The organism is Streptomyces sp. NPDC088261 (genome assembly GCF_044740805.1).
Lineage (GTDB): Bacteria > Actinomycetota > Actinomycetes > Streptomycetales > Streptomycetaceae > Streptomyces.
In genome coordinates this window covers 15,109-36,885 of sequence record NZ_JBIURL010000013.1, presented here as the reverse complement: position 1 = coordinate 36,885, position 21,777 = coordinate 15,109, and the positions used below count along the sequence as shown (strand labels likewise).

Annotated in this window: 20 protein-coding genes; 16 read left to right on the top strand and 4 right to left on the bottom strand. The window is 66.5% G+C overall.

The annotated features are described in order from the left end of the window. The first annotated feature begins 160 nt into the window (after positions 1 to 160). From ACIODU_RS23725 to ACIODU_RS23715, 3 genes are all read left to right on the top strand, one after another. Positions 161 to 1,015: a helix-turn-helix transcriptional regulator gene (locus ACIODU_RS23725; RefSeq protein WP_161309269.1), complete on the top strand. Its 855-nt coding sequence runs from the start codon at positions 161 to 163 to the stop codon at positions 1,013 to 1,015. Between the two features lie 11 nt (positions 1,016 to 1,026). Continuing rightward, the gene (locus tag ACIODU_RS23720; RefSeq protein WP_401769796.1) at positions 1,027 to 1,224 is read left to right on the top strand and encodes a DUF397 domain-containing protein; all 198 of its coding nucleotides are present in this window, start codon (positions 1,027 to 1,029) and stop codon (positions 1,222 to 1,224) included. 300 nt (positions 1,225 to 1,524) lie between these two features. Then, positions 1,525 to 1,905, top strand: coding sequence for a hypothetical protein (locus ACIODU_RS23715; RefSeq protein WP_401769795.1), 381 nt, complete (start codon positions 1,525 to 1,527; stop codon positions 1,903 to 1,905). A 1,246-nt stretch (positions 1,906 to 3,151) separates the two neighbouring features. On the opposite strand, the gene ACIODU_RS23710 is transcribed toward ACIODU_RS23715, so the two are convergent. Continuing rightward, positions 3,152 to 3,772 carry a TetR/AcrR family transcriptional regulator gene (locus ACIODU_RS23710; protein ID WP_401769794.1) on the bottom strand — a complete coding sequence of 207 codons (621 nt, stop codon included), beginning with the start codon at positions 3,770 to 3,772 and terminating at the stop codon, positions 3,152 to 3,154. A gap of 132 nt (positions 3,773 to 3,904) precedes the next feature. On the opposite strand from ACIODU_RS23710, the gene ACIODU_RS23705 reads away from it, so the two are divergent. The 7 genes from ACIODU_RS23705 (at position 3,905) to ACIODU_RS23675 (ending at position 12,741) form a co-directional block, all read left to right on the top strand. Next, positions 3,905 to 4,927, top strand: coding sequence for an aldo/keto reductase (locus ACIODU_RS23705; RefSeq protein WP_401769793.1), 1,023 nt, complete (start codon positions 3,905 to 3,907; stop codon positions 4,925 to 4,927). A gap of 142 nt (positions 4,928 to 5,069) precedes the next feature. Further along, a complete protein-coding gene (locus tag ACIODU_RS23700; protein ID WP_401769792.1) occupies positions 5,070 to 6,119 on the top strand; it encodes a TIGR03885 family FMN-dependent LLM class oxidoreductase in 1,050 nt (349 codons plus the stop codon). After that, positions 6,116 to 7,807: an alpha-amylase family protein gene (locus tag ACIODU_RS23695; protein ID WP_401769791.1), complete on the top strand. Its 1,692-nt coding sequence runs from the start codon at positions 6,116 to 6,118 to the stop codon at positions 7,805 to 7,807. Before ACIODU_RS23700 ends, ACIODU_RS23695 begins: the two co-directional genes overlap by 4 nt. Positions 7,808 to 8,608: 801 nt before the next feature. Continuing rightward, positions 8,609 to 10,150: a recombinase family protein gene (locus ACIODU_RS23690; protein WP_401769790.1), complete on the top strand. Its 1,542-nt coding sequence runs from the start codon at positions 8,609 to 8,611 to the stop codon at positions 10,148 to 10,150. A gap of 596 nt (positions 10,151 to 10,746) precedes the next feature. Beyond that, a complete protein-coding gene (locus ACIODU_RS23685) occupies positions 10,747 to 10,983 on the top strand; it encodes a hypothetical protein (protein WP_401769789.1) in 237 nt (78 codons plus the stop codon). A 2-nt stretch (positions 10,984 to 10,985) separates the two neighbouring features. Continuing rightward, entirely contained in the window at positions 10,986 to 11,483 is a 498-nt protein-coding gene (locus ACIODU_RS23680; protein ID WP_401769788.1) for a hypothetical protein, read from the top strand. A gap of 760 nt (positions 11,484 to 12,243) precedes the next feature. After that, the gene (locus tag ACIODU_RS23675) at positions 12,244 to 12,741 is read left to right on the top strand and encodes a P27 family phage terminase small subunit (RefSeq protein ID WP_401769787.1); all 498 of its coding nucleotides are present in this window, start codon (positions 12,244 to 12,246) and stop codon (positions 12,739 to 12,741) included. Positions 12,742 to 12,797: 56 nt separating this feature from the next. On the opposite strand, the gene ACIODU_RS23670 is transcribed toward ACIODU_RS23675, so the two are convergent. After that, on the bottom strand, positions 12,798 to 14,129 hold the full coding sequence (locus tag ACIODU_RS23670) for a tetratricopeptide repeat protein (RefSeq protein ID WP_401769786.1): 1,332 nt from the start codon (positions 14,127 to 14,129) through the stop codon (positions 12,798 to 12,800). A gap of 127 nt (positions 14,130 to 14,256) precedes the next feature. Here ACIODU_RS23670 and ACIODU_RS23665 point away from each other — a divergent pair, with 127 nt between their 5' ends. The 6 genes from ACIODU_RS23665 (at position 14,257) to ACIODU_RS23640 (ending at position 19,587) form a co-directional block, all read left to right on the top strand. Beyond that, positions 14,257 to 14,451: a hypothetical protein gene (locus ACIODU_RS23665; protein ID WP_401769785.1), complete on the top strand. Its 195-nt coding sequence runs from the start codon at positions 14,257 to 14,259 to the stop codon at positions 14,449 to 14,451. Between the two features lie 522 nt (positions 14,452 to 14,973). Beyond that, positions 14,974 to 15,219, top strand: a complete 246-nt coding sequence (locus ACIODU_RS23660) for a helix-turn-helix domain-containing protein (protein ID WP_401769784.1) — start codon at positions 14,974 to 14,976, stop codon at positions 15,217 to 15,219. 135 nt (positions 15,220 to 15,354) lie between these two features. Beyond that, positions 15,355 to 16,104 carry an NDP-sugar synthase gene (locus ACIODU_RS23655; protein WP_401769783.1) on the top strand — a complete coding sequence of 250 codons (750 nt, stop codon included), beginning with the start codon at positions 15,355 to 15,357 and terminating at the stop codon, positions 16,102 to 16,104. Positions 16,105 to 16,126: 22 nt separating this feature from the next. Then, complete coding sequence (locus tag ACIODU_RS23650) at positions 16,127 to 16,957, top strand: STM4013/SEN3800 family hydrolase (RefSeq protein WP_401769782.1); 831 nt, start codon at positions 16,127 to 16,129, stop codon at positions 16,955 to 16,957. 397 nt (positions 16,958 to 17,354) lie between these two features. Further along, positions 17,355 to 17,507 (top strand): hypothetical protein, encoded by a 153-nt coding sequence (locus ACIODU_RS23645; RefSeq protein ID WP_401769781.1) that lies wholly within the window; start codon positions 17,355 to 17,357, stop codon positions 17,505 to 17,507. A gap of 1,300 nt (positions 17,508 to 18,807) precedes the next feature. Then, a complete protein-coding gene (locus ACIODU_RS23640; RefSeq protein ID WP_401769780.1) occupies positions 18,808 to 19,587 on the top strand; it encodes a polysaccharide lyase family 7 protein in 780 nt (259 codons plus the stop codon). 149 nt (positions 19,588 to 19,736) lie between these two features. Here the strand turns inward: ACIODU_RS23640 and ACIODU_RS23635 are convergent, their stop codons facing one another. Both ACIODU_RS23635 and ACIODU_RS23630 read right to left on the bottom strand, forming a co-directional pair. Further along, complete coding sequence (locus ACIODU_RS23635; RefSeq protein ID WP_401769779.1) at positions 19,737 to 21,113, bottom strand: MFS transporter; 1,377 nt, start codon at positions 21,111 to 21,113, stop codon at positions 19,737 to 19,739. After that, complete coding sequence (locus ACIODU_RS23630; RefSeq protein ID WP_401769778.1) at positions 21,110 to 21,712, bottom strand: ArsR/SmtB family transcription factor; 603 nt, start codon at positions 21,710 to 21,712, stop codon at positions 21,110 to 21,112. Before ACIODU_RS23630 ends, ACIODU_RS23635 begins: the two co-directional genes overlap by 4 nt. Positions 21,713 to 21,777 lie beyond the last annotated feature (65 nt).

Sequence of the window (21,777 nt, the reverse complement as noted above, 5' to 3'; positions counted from 1 at the left end):
CGCGGGTGCGCTTGGGGTGGTGGGCGTCCGTGTGGCACGCCATCACCGGCAGAGTAGGGGGGCATTAATGCCCCAGGCAAGGATGTCACCCGTATCGGTGACGCGGGTGGACCCCAGACACGGTTAGGCGCGAGACTGTGCGCAGACAGAGGAAGGTGACATGCCGCCAAGGGACAACCCGACCGCCCGACAGGCCCGCCTTGGTGGGGAGTTGCGGAAACTACGCGAACGCGCGGGCAAAACGGCTCGCGAGGCCGCCGGCCTGCTCTCCACGGACCAGGCCAAGATCAGCCACATCGAGGCGGGCCGAATCGGCGTCAGCGAAGAGCGCATTCGTACGCTGGCGATCTTCTATGCCTGCGACGACAGCGCGTTGATCGAAGCTTTGTGTGGCATTGCGCGCGAGCATCGGGGGCAGTATTGGTGGGACGAGTATCGCGGTGTCCTTGCTCCCGGCTTCTTGAACATCGCGGAGCTCGAACACCATGCGCAGTACCTTCGTTACCTGCAACCGGTCACTTTCCCGGGCATTCTCCAAACAGAGGACTACGCCCGGACCGTCTTCAACAGCGCACTCCCCCGACTCCCCGCCGAGGAAGTAGAGGCACGCGTCGAGCACCGCATGAGACGGCGGTCGATCTTCGACCGGGAGAATCCTCCGGACGTCGAGGCCATCGTGCACGAGGCGGCCCTCCGGATGCGGGTGGGCGGACGCAAGGTCGCACGCAAGCAGCTCGAACACCTCATGGAGATGTCCGAACGCCCGGACATCATGCTCCGCGTCGTCCCCTTCGCCAACGAGGACTTCTTCCTGCTCACACAGACTGTGCTCTATGCGGGCTATGCCGTTCCACAGCTCGACACCGTCCACATCGACAACCCGTACGACGGCCGCCTTCTGGATGCCGCAGCCGAGTTGGAGAAGAATCGAACGTTGCTCGACTTTGCCGAGCAGGCTTCCCTGGAGCCTGCTGAGTCGCGCAGCTTCATCCACCACATCGCACGAGAACTGTGAGAGACCCAGGCATGAGCAGAGAGATCAACTGGCAGAAGTCCTCATTCTCCGACGCGGGAGAACAGTGCGTCGAGGTAGCGGAACTCGACGGCGGAATCCTTCTGCGGGAGAGTGACGACCCGAACGTTGTTACGACCACCAGCCGTAGCAAGTTTGCGGCCTTCGTTGCGGGAGTCAAAGCCGGCGAGTTCGACCACTTCGCCCGGTAGGCCCCTTCACCTGCCACAAGAGCCCCCCACGCCGAGTGGGGGGCTCTTGGCATATCCCAGTGCGCCTACATGCTCCGGTGCACACTTGCCATGCGGCACCGCGTAACGCTACCGTCGCTGTGCGTCGCCACTTCCGGCGGGCTCCTCGGCAGGGGCGTGTTCGAAGCCGGCGCAACTCTCCCTACCCCCGTGCGAAGTTGGGGAGAGGACACAAGGGTTGACCTCTGCTCGCCGTTCTTCATGCCGGCGGCGGGCAGGGGTCAACTCCGGCCCGCGCTGGTACGCCAGGAGATACCCGCCATGTACGACCACCCCTCCGCCACCCGCGCGTTCTGGTGCGAACAGACCACCTACGACTCGCTGCACGGCGACGACATTTCCCAGATCTCCCGGCACTCCGCCACCAACCCCGCCGAGGCCATCCGCCACATCCGGGTCACCGTACGTTCCCTCGCGTCCGCCTTGCCCCCCATCGAGCGTCACCGCGCGCTGAGTTGGATTGACGACGGGTGGTGCCTGGGCGCGATCGCGGCGCTGCACCGTAACGAGCCCTGCGGTTTTTCGCTCAGCTACCAGGAGCAGTGGATCGAGTGGACGGTTCACCCGTACTTACGCTTCGACGTGGCAGAGGAACTGCGGCTGCGGTTGGTGCCGTTGAGCCCGAGGCTTGCTTGCCGTTGAGGGCGGGTGCGGGTTAGGACCGAGGGGTAGTCGGGGGTGGCCGGGTTGTGTGGTGCGGGGTGGGGCCGCCCCTTGGTGTTGATTGTCGCGGGTCCGGTCCGGGCGTCAAGGGCGCTCCTGCGGAGCGTCGGCTTCGCCGATTCCACTTTGTTCCACCCTTGACCCCCGGCCCGGACCCGCAAGTGCAGGCAGAGGGGGGCGGCCCGGGGAAAGGTCCCCCGGGGGGCTTGTCTGTTCCTGGGGTTTCGTCGCGGGCTGCGGCTCTCGGCGTGGGTTTGCGCACCACTTGAATGGGGCAGTCGGTCTTGGTTCGGCGACTGCAAAGCCGTCTGTTGGCCGGTGCGCAAGCACCGTGTCTGGGCTGAGTGGGTGGTGGGGCGCAGGTGGCCGGGCGGGAGGGTTGTCGGGCCTGTTTCGGTGGGTTGTGTGCTCTGAGAGCCCGTTAACGAAACACAGGACACAAGACCGGGTGGGAAGAGCTCTCAAGAGTCCTCAAAGTCAGGGCAAATGGGGCATAACCCCCGGTGGGGTAGGTTGCTTGGCGGCCGACTGCCACCCACCGGCCCGCACGCGGGCCCCATGCCCGAGCTGAGTGGGCGGTGGGGCGGAATGTGATTGCCGGGACGGCCGTCCGGCCCCGTCCGGCCGGATGTGGGTCGTCAGAGCCCCTTAACGAAACACAGGACACAAGACCCCGGGAAGAAGACCCCCACCGGGCCTGAAAACCCAACCATATGGGGCATATTGGCCGCCGGGATCGAGGAAACCCGGCCCGGCCCCCGCAGCTGACCACGAATCTCAGACACGGTGCCTGCACGCCCACCAACAGACAGCCGTCAGCCGCTAAGCCCAGTCGCCACCGCCCCATTCAAGTCGTGCGCAAACCCACGCCGAAAGCCGAGGCCCGCGACGAAACACCAACAACAAACAAGCCCCCCGGGGGACCTTCCCCCGGGCCGCCCCCCTCAGCTGCACTTGCGGGGCCGGGGTGGGGGTCAAGGGTGGAACGCAGTGGAATCGGCGAAGCCGACGCTCCGCAGGAGCGCCCTTGACGCCCACCCCGGCCCCGCGACAATCAACAACCGGGGCGGCCCCACGTCGACCAATACAAGACCGGGTGCCCCCGGCTACCCCTCGGCCCTAACCCGCACCCCACCCCCCAGTGCCTGCTCCTGCCGGGGCGGCCCGAGCCGCGGGCCGCCTCCCTGCCGCGGAGGAGACCGGCGCCGTCGTGCTCGACCGGTCGTCAGCGCGTTGAGTTCTGGTGCGGGGGGCGCAGACCGTCTACGAGGACCGCGACCATGCGCTGGTTGTACTCCGGACCCTGGCCGGGGACCGGTACGCACAGGTTGGCGATGGCGTGGATCAGGTCGAGAGCACTGATGTCCTTCCGTACGACTCCGGCCGCCGACCCCGCGTCCAGCAGGGCGGCCAGAGCGGGGCCGACCTTCTCCAGGAAGTAGCCGGGCAGGGCCGCGTAGGCCGGATCGCCCGAGTGGAGGGCCGGGGCCAGCCCCCGTTTCGTACCCAGGAACTCGGTGAAGCGGCGCAGCCACTCGGTAAGCGCCTCCCACGGCTCGTGTACGGCGCTGAGCTGCGGCCCCGCCGCCGCGCACGCGTCGATGCCGGTCTCCACCACCGCCTTGACCAGGTCCGACCGCAGCGGGAAGTGCCGGTAGAGGGTCCCGACGCCGACGCCGGCCAGATCGCCGATCTCCTTGGCGGGCGCGTCGACGCCGGACGTGTCGAAGACCGTCCTCGCGGCGCTGATCAGGGCGTCCACGTTGCGCTGCGCGTCGGCGCGGATGCGGCGGGGCGGCGCGGGGGTATCGGGTGCGGGGTTTTCGGGTGCGGGCTTCGCATTCATGGCCCTTGCTTCCTCCGGTTGCGTAACCGGAAAGGCTTTCCGTATAGTTCTGTTCTGGAAAGGCTTTCCGTTTAGCTACAGAGTACAGAGCGAGCACCACATGTGCTCTCCGCGACCCCCAGGAGGGTCCCCATGCAGTACCGCACTCTGGGCCGCACCGGCATCAAGGTCAGCCCGTACGCCCTCGGCACCCTGATGTTCGCCTCCACCATCGGCAACGCCGATCACGACGACTCGATCCGCGTCATCCACAAGGCGCTGGACGCGGGCATCAACTTCGTCGACACCGCCGACGCGTACGGCGACTCCGAGGACGTGGTCGGCAAGGCGCTCAAGGGGCGCCGCGACCGCGTCGTACTGACCACCAAGGTCAGCCGCCCGATGGGCCAGGACCCCAACCAGCAGGGCGCGTCCCGGCGTTGGATCATCACGGCCGTCGAGAACTCGCTGCGCCGGCTCCGGACCGACTACATCGACCTCTACCAGATCCACCGCCTCGACCCCTCGACCGACGTCGAGGAAACCCTCTCCGCGCTCACGGACCTGATCCGCGCCGGAAAGGTACGCGCCATCGGCTCCTCCAACACCCCCGCCTCCGACATCGTCGAGGCGCAGTGGGTGGCCGAACGCCGGAACCTGGAGCGCTTCCGCACCGAGCAGCCGGCCTACTCCCTCCTCAACCGCGGCATCGAGCGCGAGGTGCTGCCCGTGGTGCAGCGGTACGGCATGGGCGCGCTGGTGTGGGGGCCGCTCGCCCAAGGGCTGCTCACCGGCCGCGTCCGCAAGAACGAGGAGAACGGGCTGCGCCGCGCGGGCCTCTTCAAGCACCTCACCGACGAACACCGTATCGACGTCGTGGAGCGGCTCATTCCCGTGGCCGAGGAAGCGGGCATGCCGCTGACCCACCTGGCCACGGCGTTCGCCATCGCCCACCCCGGCGTCACCAGCGCCATCATCGGTCCCCGGACCATGGCTCACCTGGACGATCTGCTGGCCGGCCTGGACGTCACCCTCTCCGACGAGATCCTGGACCGGATCGACGCCATCGTGCCGCCGGGCACGGACGTCGGGGCGCTGGACCAGGCGTACGTGCCCCCGGCACTGGAGACCGCGACGCTGCGCCGCCGTACTCTCGCCGACCGGGTGGCGGCCTGATACTCGGACTCACCGGATACTCGGATCCAACTGAGCCTGTCGCGACCGATTTTGGCCGCAGCGAGGGCAGTGACGACGGCCCGGTGGAAAACTCATCGCGCCGCCACTCGACTACTCTCCGGGAGGCGGGTACCCGCGTCGTATGACCGTCTACGGATTTCACGCCTCGCACGAACAGGTGCCTCCCGGCGACCTGTTGAACGCGGTCGTGCACGCGGAGGAGGCGGGTTTCACCGCCGCCATGTGCTCGGACCACTTCTCCCCCTGGAGCGCCCGGCAGGGCGAATCCGGCTTTGCCTGGTCGTGGTTGGGCGCGGCCCTCCAGGCCACCGGACGCGTACCGTTCGGCGTCGTCAACGCCCCCGGCCAGCGCTACCACCCCGCCGTCATCGCCCAGGCGATCGGCAGTCTCGGCGCGATGTTCCCCGGCCGGTTCTGGGCCGCGCTGGGCAGCGGCGAAGCCTCCAACGAGCACATCACCGGGGACCGTTGGCCCCGCAAGGACGTGCGCAACGCGCGGCTGCGCGAGTGCGTCGACATCATCCGGGCGCTGCTGCGCGGCGAGGAGGTGAGCCACGACGGGCTGGTGACCGTGGACCGGGCCAAGCTGTGGACCCGCCCCGAGAGCGTCCCGCCGCTGTTCGGCGCCGCGTGCAGCGAGGCGACCGCCGCCTGGTGCGCGGACTGGGCCGACGGCCTGATCACCGTGAACGCCCCGCACGAGCAGCTGCGGCGCATCGCCGACGCGTACCGCTCGGCCGGGGGAACCGGACCGCTGTACCTCCAGGCGCACCTGAGCTGGGCCCCGTCCGACGACGAGGCCCGCGCGCTCGCCCACGACCAGTGGCGTACGAACGTCCATGGCCCGCCCGCGAGTTGGGACCTGGACACGGCTGAGCTGTTCGACGTCGTCAGCGAGCACGTGAGCGACGAACAGGTGGCGGACTCCGTACGGATCTCCGCGGACCTCGGCCAACACGCCGCCTGGCTCCAGGAGTACGCCGACCTCGGATTCGACGCGGTGATGCTGCACCACGTCGGGCAGGAACAGGAGGCGTTCATCGACGCGTTCGGGGCGAAGGTGCTGCCGAGGCTGGATGTGACGGAGCCACCGCCGGCGGTGGCGGAGACCGCCCGCGTCGCGGAGACCGCCCCGGTCGCGCAGACCGCCCCCGAGGAGGTTTCGCGATGAGGCTGACCCGTACCTCCGACCTGTGGTGGAAGGACGCGGTCGTCTACTGCCTGGACGTCGAGACGTACCAGGACAGCGACGGCGACGGCTGCGGCGACTTCGCCGGACTCACCCAGCGCATCGACCACTTGGACCGGCTGGGGGTGACCTGCGTCTGGCTCATGCCGTTCTATCCGACGCGCGAGCGCGACGACGGCTACGACATCACCGACTTCTACGCCGTGGACCCGAGGCTCGGCACGCTCGGGGACTTCACCGAGTTCGTCCGCACCGCGCGCGACCGCGGCATCCGCGTCATCGCCGACCTGGTCGTCAACCACACGTCGGAGCACCACCCTTGGTTCGAGGACGCCCGGTCGAGCCGGGACTCCGCGTACCGCGACTGGTACGTCTGGCGCGACGAGCCGCCCGAGGACGGCCCGCACGACGTGGTCTTCCCGGACGCCGAGACGAGCGTCTGGGAGTACGACGAGGGCACCGAGCAGTACTACATGCACCGCTTCTACAAGCAGCAGCCGGACCTCAACGTCGCCAACCCCGAGGTACGGGACGAGATAGCCCGCATCATGGGCTTCTGGACCCAACTCGGCCTGTCCGGCTTCCGGGTGGACGCCGTGCCGTTCCTGCTGGAGACCGACGGACAGCCCGACGAACTGCCCGACCCGCACGAGTACCTCGCCGACCTGCGGGCCTTCCTGGGCCGCCGGGACGGTGAGTCGATCCTGCTGGGCGAGGTGAACCTCCCGTACGAGGACACCGCGCGCTTCTTCGGTGAGCCGGGCACCTCGCGCGGTGACGAACTCACCATGTGCTTCGACTTCATCGGCATGCAGCAGATGTACCTGTCGATGGCGCGCGGCGACGCGACGCCGCTGGCGCAGGCCCTCCGGGACCGGCCGGAGCCGCCGAAGGACGCCCACTGGGCGACGTTCGTCCGCAACCACGACGAACTGACCCTCGACAAGCTCTCCGACGACGAACGGGCCGAGGTCTTCGCCGCGTTCGGACCCGAGAAGGACATGCAGCTGTACGACCGGGGGCTGCGCCGCAGGCTCCCGCCGATGGTCGACGGCGACCGCCGCCGTACGGACCTGGCGTACAGCCTGCTCTTCACCCTCCCCGGCACGCCGGTCCTCTTCTACGGTGAGGAGATCGGCATGGGCGAGAACCTGGCCGCCGAGGGCCGGCAGGCGGTCCGTACCCCCATGCAGTGGACGGGGGACGACAAGGCGGGCTTCTCCACGGCGGATCCGGCCGACTATCCCAACCCGCTGGTGGAGGGGGAGTTCGGGCCGGCGAAGGTCAATGTGCACGACCAGCGCCAGGACTCGGGCTCCCAACTGGCCTGCGTGCGGCGGCTGGTGGAGTGCTACCGCGAGAGCCCCGAACTGGCCTGGGGTGCCCACGAGATACTCCCGGCGGGTGACGACGCGGTACTGGCACATCTCTCGTCCACCGGGGACGGGGCCGTCCTGGCCCTGCACAACTTCGCGGACCGCCGGGTGACGGCGGTGACCGAGGCGTCGCGCCTGCCGGCCGGGACGGTCCTGACCGATCTGCTCGGGAAGGACGACGTCACGGTCGGGGAGGACGACGGGAAGGTCAGGGTCGAGCTGGAACCGTACGGCTACCGGTGGCTGCGGGTGAGCACGCCACTGGACGATCCGGCGCGGGCTACGGCGGACTGAGGGCGGGGGCGGCCGGCGGTGGGGGCGGGGAGGGTTACAGCCCGCTTGGCGGGTGCGGCGGGGGAGCGCAAATACCACCTGCCTCGATATACGCACCTGCCGAAAGGCGGTCATTTTCCCGCGCGCACGAGGAATCGGAACTGATGGAGGGGGACATCGCGGCGTTCTTCGGGGAGGTGGGGGGTGGGGGTGGGTCTTTCGGTGCGGGTTAGGACCGAGGGGTAGTCGGGGGTGGCCGGGTTGTTGTGTGCGGGGTGGGGCCGCCCTGGTTGTTGATTGTCGCGGGGCCGGGGTGGGCGTCAAGGGCGCTCCTGCGTCGCGTCGGCTTCGCCGACTGCGCTGCGCTTCACCCTTGACCCCCACCCCGGCCCCGCAAGTGCAGCTGAGGGGGGCGGCCCGGAGTAGGTCGAACACCCTGGGACCTACTCGGGTGCGGACCGTTTCCGCAGGTCACAAGGGGTACACACCATGGCATCGGCCGCCCTGAATCGCTCCGTCGGGAAACCCACGCTCTCTCGTAAGGGTAGAGAGACGAGCGCTCAAGAGGTCTGCGGAAAACCTTCGCTCTCTACTAGGGCCAACACCGTTACAGGCGGAGCACTGGGAGCGGACTCCGGGAAACCACCGCTCTCCCTAGAGACCATGAAGGGTCTCGGAAACACAACGCGCGCCGGGAAGCCCTCGCCCTCCACAGCGGGGGAGGGAACAGCTCAGACGGCAGAGCCGGTTGGGGCGGGTCACGGGGATTCCTTGCTCCGTACAGCACATGTGGAGGGGTGTGTTAGCGACACCAAGCCGTGTGTGGATCTGTTGCTCAGGAAGTCGAAGATCGTCCGCGAGGGGGAAAGGGCCCTCTCGATCCGGGCTCAGGAGGAAAGGGGCCGGGCATGGGCTGACGAAAACGGCTACCGGGTCCGCAAGGTATGGAAAGAGAACCTGTCGGCGTGGTCCGATGTGAAGCGTCCGAAGTACGACGCTGCCATGGACGCCGTGCTGAATGGTGAAGTGCCCGCGCTCTGGTGTTATGCGCTCGACCGGTTCAGCCGCAAGGGTGCCGAAGCGGTGGTGCCGATCCTCGGCAAAGCGCGGGTGATCTTTGATTACGAGCGTCTTGACTCGATGGATGAGCGGGACCGTCGTTGGATCATCGACCGCGCGGAGAACGCACGCGAGTATTCGCAGCGGCTTTCGTACAACGTTCGCCAGACCAAGAACAAGCAGCGGAACGAGGGGCGTTGGCTGGCGCGTGCGCCGTTCGGTCTCGTCGCCGATCCGGACACACGCCGACTGCGGCCGAACCTTGCCCCGTATTTGTGCAGTGTCAAAGAGCGCGCGGAGATCGCCCCGTGGGATGTGGTCGTAAGAATCTTCCGCGAGATCGGCAGAGGGGTGAGTTCACGTGCCCTCAGCCGGAAACTGAACACCGAAGGAATAGCGTCTGCCACCGGCAAGAATTGGACCGGTTCTGCGATCCGCGCCATTATCGTCCACCCGGTGTACGAGGGATGGCTCACGGTCACTCAGGGAAAGATCCCGAGCCCCTACTTCAACGAGGCCGGCGAACGCGTCCGCTGCGTGGAAAGCAAGTATCTGCCGCAGATGATTTCCGCAGAGAGCGCGGCGCTCGCCCGTCGACTGCTCAGCGGGCATCAGATCATCACCAACACACCCCGCCCCGGGCGCAGCGTCCATCCCCTCACGGGGATCCTCCGCTGCGGGGGTTGCGGCTATGCCATGCAGCTTGAGGGCGACTCGTACGGCTGCCAGAACCATTCAGGTGGCGGGGCTTGCACCAAACCCGCTTCGGCCACACGCACCGCGCTGGAAAGGTACGTGGTCGAGATGTGGGCCGAACGAATTGGGGGTGCTGACGATGACGATCAAGAACTGATGATCGCGGTCGCCGAGCGGTTCCATCAGCTGACGCGCCCCAAGGAGACCGCCGAATTGCAGGAAGCCAAAGCGGTGCTCAAGGCAGCTCAAGCGGCACTCGACAAGTTCCACGCCGACGACAACGCGGGTTTCTACACGGGGCGTTCCGCCAAGTACCGGATTCCCGCGAAGCGCGACGCGGAGGGGCGCGTCGATGCCGCTGAGGAGCGTGTCAAGGAACTGTCCGGTGGCTCCAGAGTTGACATCACGTTCCTGATGGACGGCAGGGCACTCGAAGCGTGGCAGGCCGCGGACGCTGCGATGCGCCGTGATCTGCTGGCACTGGGAATCGACCGCATCTCGGTGTCCAAAGCGCGCAAGCAGGGTGGACGCTTCATCGGGGATGAGCGTGTGGTGATCGAGTGGGCGACCCCTGAGGGGGACGCGGACGATTACGCCGAAGCGGCCTAGCTGCCTCCTGTAGGGCCGAGACAGCCCCGGACGGCCCCACGGCCACCGGGGCTTTCTCATGCCCCTCGTGGACCGCCAGGGCTCTCCGCTGCCCGTCCTCGCGGCTCCGCCGACTCGCCCTCGGCCAACCGAACCAACAGCGAGACGAAGAGTGGTGGAGTGACGGTTTCCACCATTTTTTAAGAACACGTAGAAAAAATAAGAGAGAAAGGAGACCGGACCACTGTTCGGCACACCACCACGGTTCGACGCTTCGAGAAACCTCCGCTCTCCACTGGACTCTGAGGGCGGGACTACCCCGCACCCGCCCAACACGGGGGCACCAGGCGGACGGAGTGCCCGACTTCCGGAACGAGCGTTGCCCGTGCACCGCGCACCCGATCCGGGTGGCCGCAAGACTGCCCGGTACACCCACTGCGGTGAGAGCGCCGGTTGGACCGGCAGAGGACGCCCTAGACGGTTCTGCTCCGCTTGCTGCAAACAGGCCGACTACCGGCAGCGCCGTGCGCAACGAACCGCATAGCAAGACCAGTTCTTCCCCCTTGACAAGTCTCGGGGGATTTTTCATGCCCGAACACAACGCACATGGAGTGATCGTGAACGAATATCTCAGCCGCGCCGAATTCCTGGACGGCAAGCGAGACAGGGGACAGAGCCGCGCCGACGAGTGGAAGCGGGACGAGCAGATGGAACAGCTCGCCGCGCTCGCGGAATCCCGCCCTGAAATCTTCGAAAAGATGGGCGTGACGGTTCGGTTGAGCCTCGGGTACTACCAGAACGACAAGGCAAATGCGGCCGCACACGGGCGCGACGTGAGCAAGGGCGGTAAGTGAACATGGCTAGTGAGATCGAAAAGGCTGCGGAACGGGTCGCGAAGCTGCGCGCACAGGCAGAAAAGGTATCCGCCCCGCTGGCCGATGCCGAAGCGCAGTTGAGGGAAGCTCAGGAAGCGGAAACCGCGCGGCGTGCGGAGCGTGCTGCGGTGTACAACCGAGGGTTTGTCAAAACGTGGCGCGAAAGGGCCGATGAAGCGGCACATTCCGGCGACGCGGCGCATGCCAGGTTCTATGAGGTCTTGTCCGACGAACCGTGGTTCGCTGCCTTTGTCGAGTATCGTGCGGCACGCCACAAGCGCAGGCACGTACTGGATAAAGCGGAGAGCGCGCAGAGGGCGTTGGGTGAGGTAGTGACAGTGCCGGAACAGCGCTGGTACGACGCAAGCCTCTTGGATGACATCCTCTCGCATGCGGATAAGAAAGCCTCTGAACTCGCCGCCGAGTTCAGTCGGGAACTGGACGAAAAGCGGGAAGCCTACATTTCGGGGACGGAATGACATGGCGACAGATGCTCTCGATCCCGGACCGAACGGGGATTACCCGTACTTTCCTCGGGACGAAATGGGGCGCCCCGTGTGGGCTGATTCCCCCACTGGTCTCCCGGTGGTGAATGGCGGGGCACCGATGCCACGCGGAGTACAGTCAATGCGCAATCCGAATGCCCCGGGCCGGCTCACGCTCATAGACGTCACGCCCCGACTTCCTGATGGAACTCCTGTCGATCCCCCTCCTATCCCGCCCAACGGCCCCCGTGCCGCGTAAGCCACGCCCCCCGTGCTCTGTCCCCGGATGCCCGGAGTTGACCACGGGGGGCCGCTGCACGGCTCATGAGCGGGAAGCGACTAAGCAGCGCGTGACGCCAGGGACGAGCGCGTACGGGCCGGGCTGGCCGCGTGTCCGTCGCGCCTACCTGTACCGCAATCCGTGGTGTGTGTTGTGTGGTCGTGGCGCGTCGGTGGCAGACCATTTCCCGCTGTCACGAAAGCAGTTGCTTGCGCAGGGGGATGCGAATCCGGATGCGTTCGGCAATCTCCGTCCGCTGTGCACGTCGTGCCATAACCGAGAGACCGCACGGAAACAGCCTGGTGGATTTGCTGCGGAAGCGCGCTCCCGTCGTGAATCGGGTGAGCGTCCGCCGTTCTGACCAGGCGGGTGGCCCCCTACCCCCGCCGAGATTGCACGGCAGGGAGGCAAAAAACTCTCGCCGAAGCTGCGGGCATTTTTGGCGGTGCTAATCAGACCTCGAAAGGAGAATATGTGGCCGACCGCTACCGGCCGATGTCCGCTGTCAAGCGGATGCGTGAAGGGAACCCTTCAAAGAAGCCGATCAAAGAAGGGGTGATAGTTCCGCGCGCTGTCCTCGCGGAACCAAACTGGATTGAAGTCTTCAAGTTCTCGCCCGATCGGGCAGTCGAATCCGCGAACGTGCGATGCCGCGAAGTCGCGTCGGAAGAATGGCGGCGGGTAGTTCCCGTGCTGGAAGTCGCCGCCGGTATCGGCGAGGTGGACCACGCCACCGTTAAGGATCTCTGCGTATGCGTGGCCCGCATCGACCAGGCCGAGCGGGACCTTTCCGAACGAGGACTCTTGGTTTCCGCCGAACGAGGCACAGTGAAGAACGGCGCGGCCACCATTGCCGCACAGTACCGGACTCAGCTTGCCCGATACATTCGCGAATTGGGGCTTTCGCCGAGCGCACGCGGCGCGATCACAGCGCCGGACATCGATGATGACGACCCGGATATCTGGGACTGACTTCACCATTATCCCGCACTCGCTACCCGAATCGGGTCGGCGAGTGCGGGATATTTTCATGAAACGAGAGCTTGAATTGCGCGCTCGCGGGTTTCGCGCGCCGTCAAATTGGCGCGATAGGAATTCAGCAAAGAAGGGATCATCGCAACGTGTCGGTCAAGACGATCCGAGTGCATCGCAGAGTGCCGATCGAGCACCTTATTCCACGTATTGCAAGCGGCTTCTAGATGTCCTATTTCTAGTTGCCGCTCGGCGAGCATTGAACTGAAACGCAATTCCGACCTTTGGCTATCCGTTTCATCTCTCAGTTTGAAATGAAGTTGCAGAGAGGAAATACTCCCTGCGACATCACCCAATGCATGCCGGACTTGCGCAGTGTGATAGGCAACGGTAGCGGGGTTGTAGCCTCCAAATGTGCCCGCTGCGCTCTCTGCCTTTTCCATTGACCTCTCAGTCTCACGGATACTTCTAAGCGCGTTCACGCGGTCGCCAGCGATCGCAAAAGAGTGCGCTTGCTGCCCCGACACGAATGCGCTCATGCGTGGCCCCGACTTGGGCGAAGTAGCCGAAGAGGCGTTGGCGAAACGTACAGCGGGGGCGCCGTGGCCCAGGTCCGCCGCTTGCACCGACATGCCGCGCAAGATGTGGCAGTAGGTCGAGTGATCGGCACTCGCCCCTGCCAATTCCAGCCCTTTGAGATAGTAGCGTTGGGCTAGGCCATGCAGACCTTCATCTACCGCCATCCAACCAGTCAGGTAGGAGAGGAAGGATGCAGCCGACATCATCGCCTTGCGGACGTGTTCGGGAGCGTCAGCCCGGAGGTACGGGGCAACCGTATTCACCAAGAATGCAGCCGCCATTGGACGGGCATGACGGCCCCCGAACTGATCATCGAGTTCAGAGATTCGATCCGTCATGGCGATGACCATGTCTACATCGGCCATCCCTATGCGCAGCGGCTTACCGGAACCGACCATTTCCATCCGGCCCACCACGTCCGGCCAGTTGGGAACGGCGAGAGCGACAGAGAACAGAGCAGCACCCATAACGCTGCGGCGGGACGGGTCCATATCTTGCCTCCCCAAGTCGAGTAATCCATCCACCGTGCTCGGATGGGAAATTAACTCCTTGGGAGGTGCAGGGAATCCGGCCTCGGCATGCGTGATGGGGCGCGCCAATCTCCGAGCAAACGCTTCGAGAATTAGTGGTCGCACGCTCTCTTTGGGCATGTGGCCTTTCAACCACTGGTGTACCGACGGCTCCTGGTACTTGAGGGGTGTTCCCCGCTCGGTACCGATGCGGTTGATCTCTTGTGCGAGTTGGCGCAGCGTCCACCCGCTCTCGCGGTACAGCCGCTCCAGCCCGGTGTTCGGCTCGGGTGTGCTCACTGGCCCCAACTCCCCCTCTGGGTAGCTCTTAAGGGTCTTAAGTCCTGGCGCTGTAACAACAGTAGCGCCGTGAGCCGTCGTCACGTTGCCTAGAACGAAACGGGATCACTCCAGAGACGGAGCGACGATGGGCGACCAGCGCAATCCGAACATGGAAGACCTCTGCCCGGAGCAGAGAGAGGGGTACGCCGAGGACAGGCAAGGGCCGGCGATCGACCAGGGAGACGACCAGGCCGACGACCGGTCGTACAGCTCGACCATGCAGCGCATCCGGCCCCTGGTACAGCGGGAGAACCGGCGACAGGGACGGGGCTGGCGCTGATGCAGGATTCGAGCACTCACACGACTGTTGTGGCGGGAACGGTCGGGGACGACCTGCTGACGGTTCACAAACTCCGAATGATTCCGGAGAAGAACGACGCTCAGCGGTTCACGTTGGATCCCGTCTGTCCCGTGGCCAACGTCAAGGCCGCTGAGTGGTTGCGGGCCGTGAACTGTCCGGCCTGTCTCGCCATCAAATGACTCCGTCCCTGCCGGATTCACTCCATGGCTCCCCAGCCTTCGGTCCGAAACCGGCAGGGGCGGGTACGACGCTAATCCGGCCGCCCCAATCGGCGGGGATGGTCCGGCCGGATTAGCCCCTCCTTCACGAGCAAGGAAACAATGGGAAAGCCAAAATTCACACTGGGTGGTAATCAGCTCAAGGCGAAGCCGAAGGCCCAGCCTGACCCTAACGGAAACCGTGCGCAGCGCCGCGCCGCCAAGAAAGCGACTCCCGCGCCGCCCCCAGAGCAAAGCGAGTGACCGAACTTCCTGCAATTTCGACACGAGAGACACGCGCCACATGAAGGCGTTAGCCAAGAACAAGCGCGTAACCGGCGAGTTGCGCGAAAAAGTTGCGGCCGATCTGAAAAAGGAATACGAGTCCGGGGCGGGCATTCGAACGCTGGCCGAAGAAATAGGTAGGTCTTACGGATTCACTCGCCGAGTTCTCATAGAATCTGGCGTTACGTTGCGGGGACGCGGCGGGAATAGCAAGGCCAAATCAGCCCCTCGTATTCGGAGAACTCAGATTCCCCATACGAGGTGAACCGGAGGGGCGGACTCCGTCCGACTGATCAGGACAGCGGCAGTTGGGCAAGTCCGCCCCTAACCGGGCCCGCACTGAGAGGATGCGTTCACCGAGTGCCGCACGGGCACTCAACAAGGCGAAGGACGACGGGACATGACCTCAACCCTGGTGACGCAAGCTCTGATCCTGGCGGGCGGCCAAGCAACCCGGATGCGCCCGTACACCGACGACGCACCCAAAGCTATGGTCCCGGTGGCCGGTGCGCCGATCGTTGGCTATCAACTGGCGTGGCTCGCTGAGCACGGAGTGAAGTCCGTGACCATCAGCGGCGGGTACAAGCACGAAATGATTTCCGAATACGCAGGGAACGGATCACGCTTCGGTGTGGAAATCCGGTACGCGATTGAGGACGAGCCTCTTGGGCGAGGCGGCGGCCTCAAGTATGCAGCGGGCCGGCTTGCCGACAGGGACGCACCTTTCTTCGTTCTCAACGGGGACGTGATCACGGCATTCTCACTCGCCGACATGGCCGAGTACCACGAGCAAAGCGACGGGGCCGTAACCGTCGCCCTCTCCCCCTACCGCTCCAACTGGGGTGTTGCGGACCTGGATGAGGGCGACCGGATTCGGGGCTTTGTCCAGTCTCCTGAATTGCCGTACTGGATCAACGCGGGGATCTACGTTTTCGCCCCCGACGTCGTGCCCATGCTCCCGGACAAGGGCGACCACGAAGACAGCACCTTTCCACAGCTCGCCAAAGACGGGCGCCTTGTCGGATACAGGCTGTCAGGTTATTGGCGGGGCATCGACACCGTGAAAGACGTAGTAGAGGCATCCAAGGAAATCCGATCTTCCGGGGCTGTCCTGCCCAGAGAGTTTCACACCATGAACCCCAACAAATAGATATCGGGCCAGTGTCGGCCCGGTGAGTCGAAAGGACGCGATCACCGTGATAAATGCGAACGAGGTCATCGGCAGCCACAACGTTCTCTTCGTCACGTTCGACTCGTTACGTTTCGACGTAGCTCGGGCAACCACCCACGCTGGCCGGACTCCGAACCTGGAAAACTTGTTACCGGACGGACTTTGGGAAGAACGCCGTACTCAGGGGACTTTCACCCTCCCCGCGCATACGGCGTTCTTCTCGGGATTTCTCCCGGTTCCCTCGGGGCCGGATCGACCCGCCAGACTGTTTGCGTGCCACGCAATGCGCGGAACCACGATCAAGAAACGAACATTCGTCTTTGACTCACCCGACATCGTAAGTGGCTTCTCCGGTCTGGGCTACCGCACGGTGTGCATCGGTGGGGTCGGGTTCTTTTCGAATCAGACGAAGTTGGGCCGAGTGCTCCCGGGACTCTTCCAGGAAAGTCACTGGACCCCGGAGACAGGGACCGACTGCCAGGATTCCACGCGCCATCAAGTGGACATAGCCTTGAAGGTGCTCGCAGAACAGAATCCGGAGAATCCGCTGTTTCTGTTCCTCAATGTTTCCGCCACGCACACCCCCCATTACGGATATCTGCCGGGCGAAACAGCAGACTCCTGGGAAAGCCAGTGTGCGGCACTCGCCTACGCGGACACCGAACTGGGGCGACTCATAGATGCAATGCCGGGCGCGCGTCCGTGGCTTGTGGTGATGTGCGCAGACCACGGCGACGCGTTCGGGGAGGACGGCCACCACGGGCATGGAATCGCCCACCCGACAGTGTGGAGTGTGCCGTATGCGGAATCCCTCATGCCTGCCACCGAGTAGGCCGTCGAGGCACCTACGGGCTATTGCCACCGGATCGGTAGCCCGTGCTAGCGTTCCGCCCACAACAAAAAATTCGGCCCCGGCGGAGTGCTGGACACACTCCGACCACCCGGGGCCTAGACGACATCACCTTGGGAGCTCTGTCGCCGTGCGCCACTCTATCGCGCGCGCCCTTGAGGCGTGCCTTCGGTTCATCCTTGCCCCCGTGCTGCCCGCCAGGGGCAAGCGCCGGACGCCTCCGGGTTCCGGTCGACACCGCGCCCCCCGGATAGCCACCGCCGTTGAGGCATCCACAACGCCCGTAGCGGGCCCACTGCCCCGCAGCCCGTACGCGGAGTACAACGCCGACCCGACCCCGTTGTTGGGGGAGGACACCCCACTGATTCGGCCGTTCATCGTGGCCTATGAGAGGGCGCTCGAAGCTCAGCGCGCACAGATCGCGGAACAAGAGGCCCAACGGCAGCGACGCCTGGTCGTTGCTGCGGCCCTGGACGGCTTCGACCTAGGCCCCGACGTGATCCACGGGGTACGGGTGCCGATGTCCAGCTAGGCGCCCCTGAGACTCACCCAAGCCCCGCTCGGCCAAGCGCCGGGCGGGGCTTCTGCATGCCCTGACCTGGTGTTTCTTGAACTCCCAGGGTGTAGGGTCTACCGGGGGAAGGTCCCCCGGGGGGCTTGTTTGTTGTTGGGGTTTCGTCGCGGGCCTCGGCTTTCGGCGTGGGTTTGCGCACCACTTGAATGGGGCGGTGACGGGTCGGCTTAGCGGCTGGAAGGCCGTCTGTTGGTGGGCGTGCAGGCACCGTGTCTGAGATCCGTGGTCAACTGCGGCGGCCGGACCGGGTTCCTTTCATCCCGGAGGCAAATATGCCTGATTTGGGTGGGTTTTGAGTCTGGCGGGGGTCTTCTTCCCCGGGTCTTGGGTCCTGTGTTCTGTTAAGGGGCTCTGACGACCCACATCCGACCGGAAGGGGCCGGATGGCCGTCCCGGCAATCACATTCCGCCCCACCACCCACTCAGCTCGGGTGTGGCGGCCTCGTGCGGGCCGGTGGGTGGCGGTCGGCCGCCGGGGCTGCCCATCACCCCACCCCAGCAAGGAAATATGCCCCATTTGCCCTAGCTTTCAGCGCTCCTGAGGGCTCTTCCCACCCGGTCTTGTGTCCTGTGTTTCGTTAACGGGCTCTCAGAGCACACAACCCACCGAAACAGGCCCGACAACCATCCCGCCCGGCCGCCTGCGCCCCACCACCCACTCACCTCAGACACGGTGCTTGCGCACCGGCCAACAGACGGCCTTCCAGCCGCTAAGCCGAGTCGCCACCGCCCCATTCAAGTCGTGCGCAAACCCCGCCGAGAGCCGAGGACCGCGACGAAACCCCAGGAACAGACAAGCCCCCCGGGGGACCTTTCCCCGGGCCGCCCCCCTCAGCTGCACTTGCGGGGCCGGGGTGGGGGTCAAGGGTGGAACGCAGTGGAATCGGCGCAGCCGACGCTCCGCAGGAGCGCCCTTGACGCCCGCCCCGGACCCGCGACAATCAACAACCGGGGCGGCCCCACGTCGAGCAATGCAAGACCGGTGCCCCCGACTACCCCTTGGTCCTGACCCGCGCCCTCCCCCCACTGCTCAACTCCCCCGCCCCCGCGCTCTTCCATGATTGGGTTTTGCTTCGGCTGCCTCCCCCCGTCCCTCACCTGCGGGGATGAACTCTTTGCCTTCAGAAGACCATTGACCGACCCACCGGGTCGTGTTACTTACATCTGGTCGCGCATTGGACTAGACCTGCTGCCCACCGCGATGCCTTCACTCGCCTTCACTCCCCCACCACTCCGAGTGCTGAAGGATCGATCCCCCATGAAGCTACGTTCCCGACTCCTCGCGCTCGCCACCGCCGGCGGTGTCGCCCTCACGCTCAGCGTTCTGGGCAGTGGCAGTGCCAGCGCCGCCGATCCGGCCGTCGCGCCCGGTGGCAACTTCAATCTGTCGGTGTGGCAGCTCCAGGAGCCGGTGGGTTCGCCCGGGTCGCCGACCACCATCTCGTCGTCGCGGCTCCAGGGCGCCAACGGGTACCAGGACTCGTACTTCTACACCGACACCCGCGACGGCGCGATGACGTTCTGGGCGCCGGAGAAGGGCGTCACCACGCCCAACTCCAACTACGCCCGCTCCGAGCTGCGCGAGATGAACTCCAACGGCAGCGCCGCCGACTGGTCCCTCAGCGGCAGCCACAAGCTGAGCGCGACCCTGCGCGTCGTGTCGGTCACCTCGAACGTCTGCGTCGGGCAGATCCACCTCGGCTCCGGCGGTACGTCCACCAAGCCGCTCGTCGAGCTGTACTACCGGTCGAGCGGCGACATCGTCGCCGGTATCGAGAACTCCCCGGACGGCGGCCAGACCCCCCACACCGTGGGCCACGTCTCGATCGGCAAGACCTGGACGTACACGATCGCCGTCTCCGGCGGCAACACGATCGACCTGACGGTCAACGGCAGCACGACGCACTACCCGATCCCGTCGTCCTTCAAGCCGTACAAGCAGTACTTCAAGGCCGGTTCGTACAACCAGTCGTCCTCCGACAGCACCACGAAGGGTGCCCGCGTCGCCTTCTACGGGCTGACCGTCTCCCACAGCTGACCGACCGTCCTCCCCCGCCGGGCGCTCCCCCGCCCGGCGGGGGCCGAAAGGCCCGACAGGCCCGGCGCCCGGTGGCCGATTCACCGGGTGTCGGGCCTCTCGGGTCTCTCGGGGCTTTCGGGGCTTTCGGGCCTGTCGGGTCCCCCGGCTCACTTCGCCGCCTCCGGGACCCTCCGCATCTCCGGCGCCCGGCTCGGGCCGCCCGCCCACAGCAGCCCTCCCCCCAGCAGCACCCCACCCCCCACCAGCCACGGCGCCGGGCCCGTCGGCAGGGTGCTGATCGCCAAACCCGCCAGCGCCGCCACCAGTTGCAGCGCCAGTGACTGGACCGACAGCGCGGTCGCGCGGCCCGCGCCCGTGACGCGGCGGTGCAGCAGGTCGTTCTCGTTCGGGCCCGCCGCGCCCAGCCCCAGGTAGACCAGGCCGAAGCCCATCGCCCCGCCCACCAGCGCCACCGGCCCGCCGCCCGTCGCCGTGACCCCCAGCAGGAGCAGCCCCGCCGCGCCGGAGCCGAGGCTCAGCAGGACCGCGCGTTCGCCGCCGCCCGCCACGCGGGCCGCGAGCGGGGCGAGGTGGTTGCCCACGGCCGAGCAGACGAAGCCCGCGCAGGCCAGGCCCGCGAAGACCACCGCGCCCGACTCCGCCGCGCCGGTGAGGCCGGCGGCCCGGCCGGGGGTGAGCAGTTCGAGTACGGCCAGCGCGGCGCCCGCCGCCCCCGCGCTCAGCAGGATCCGCCGGACCAGGGAGTCCCTGCCGCCCAGCCGCAGCCCCTCCGCGACCGTGACGGGTATGCCGCGCAGGACGGCGCGGAGGGTGACGCGTGGCCGGGGTGGTTCCGGCAGGGCCGTCAGGACGTACAGCACGAAGACGATCTCCAGGACGCCGGCCAGCAACGACGGTACGGAGAGCGGGAGTACGAGGCCCGAGGTGGCGTCGCTCAGCCTCGTACCGAGGTCGGGGCCCTGGCCGGGTCCCAGGCCGAGCAGCCATGGCAGGCCCCCGCCGAGGAGGGTGCCGGCGGCGAGTGCGGCGGAGGTCGCCGTACCGGCGCGGGCCAGGCCGGTACGGAGTTCGGCGTCGGGGCCCGCGTGTGCCTGGACGGTGTCGACGTACCAGGCCTCGGCCGGTCCGCTCGACAACGCGCGGCCCGCGCCCATCAGCGCCATGCCGAGCGCGAGCACCCACGCGGTGGTGCCCAGCCCTTGCAGGGTGAAGGCGGCCAGGCCCAGCAGGCCGGCGGCGGCGAGGACCGTACGGCGGCCGATGACGTCCGACAGTCCGCCGGTGGGCAGTTCGAGGGCGGCGGCGGTGAGGGAGTGCGCGGCGAAGAAGCCCGCGATGGCGGTGAGGGCCATGCCGCGCTCGGTGAAGAGGAGGATCAGCGGGGCGATGGTCAGGCCCACCGGCAGCCAGTAGAGCACCGAGACGGTGACGAAGCGGCGGCGGGCGGTGTGGGGTGAGAGGGAGGGCGTGACGGGCGCGGGGGCGGGTGCGGGTGCGGGTGCAGGTGTACGGGGCGTCGTCACCGCTCTTCTCCCTCGCCCTTCGCCGCCTGCGGCAGCGCCGCCATGACCACGACGACCTGTTCGGAGCGCGGGTCCCCCGCGTCGCGGGCGGCCAGCTCGTCCAGCGTGCGGTGGAACACCGCCCACAACTCGCCCGCCGATTCAGGGGTCAGACGGGGCATCAGATCGACGAGGCCCGACGGCTCCAGCCACTCCTCGCCCAGCCGCCCCTCCGCGAGGTCCGCCTCGTGCCGGTCGACGGAGGCGGCCAGGTGCTCGATCTGCCGCCTGCGCGAGAAGTTGACGAAGGCGCGGCTGTCCGGGGACGCCGTCATCGCCTTGTTGTTCCACGAGGTCACGGAATGCACCGCCTGCCAGCGCCGCTCCCGCCCGTCGCGGTGCGCGGCCTCCGTGACGAAGTCGTACTTCGCGAGGACCCGCAGGTGGTAGCTGGTGGAGGCGGACGACTCCCCTGTCTTCACGGCGAGTTCGCTCGCGGTGGCCGGCCCGTCCTGCCGCAGCAGGCCGAGGAGCCGGATCCGGAGGGGGTGGGTGAGGGCCTTGAGGGCCGCCGCGTCCTGCTCGGGGTCGAGGACCCGTCGCTGCTCGTCACTGACCATGCCCGCGAGCGTAGAGCGGTACGACCATTCTGCAAAAGTATTTTTGCAGAATTTCTTTGGGGAAG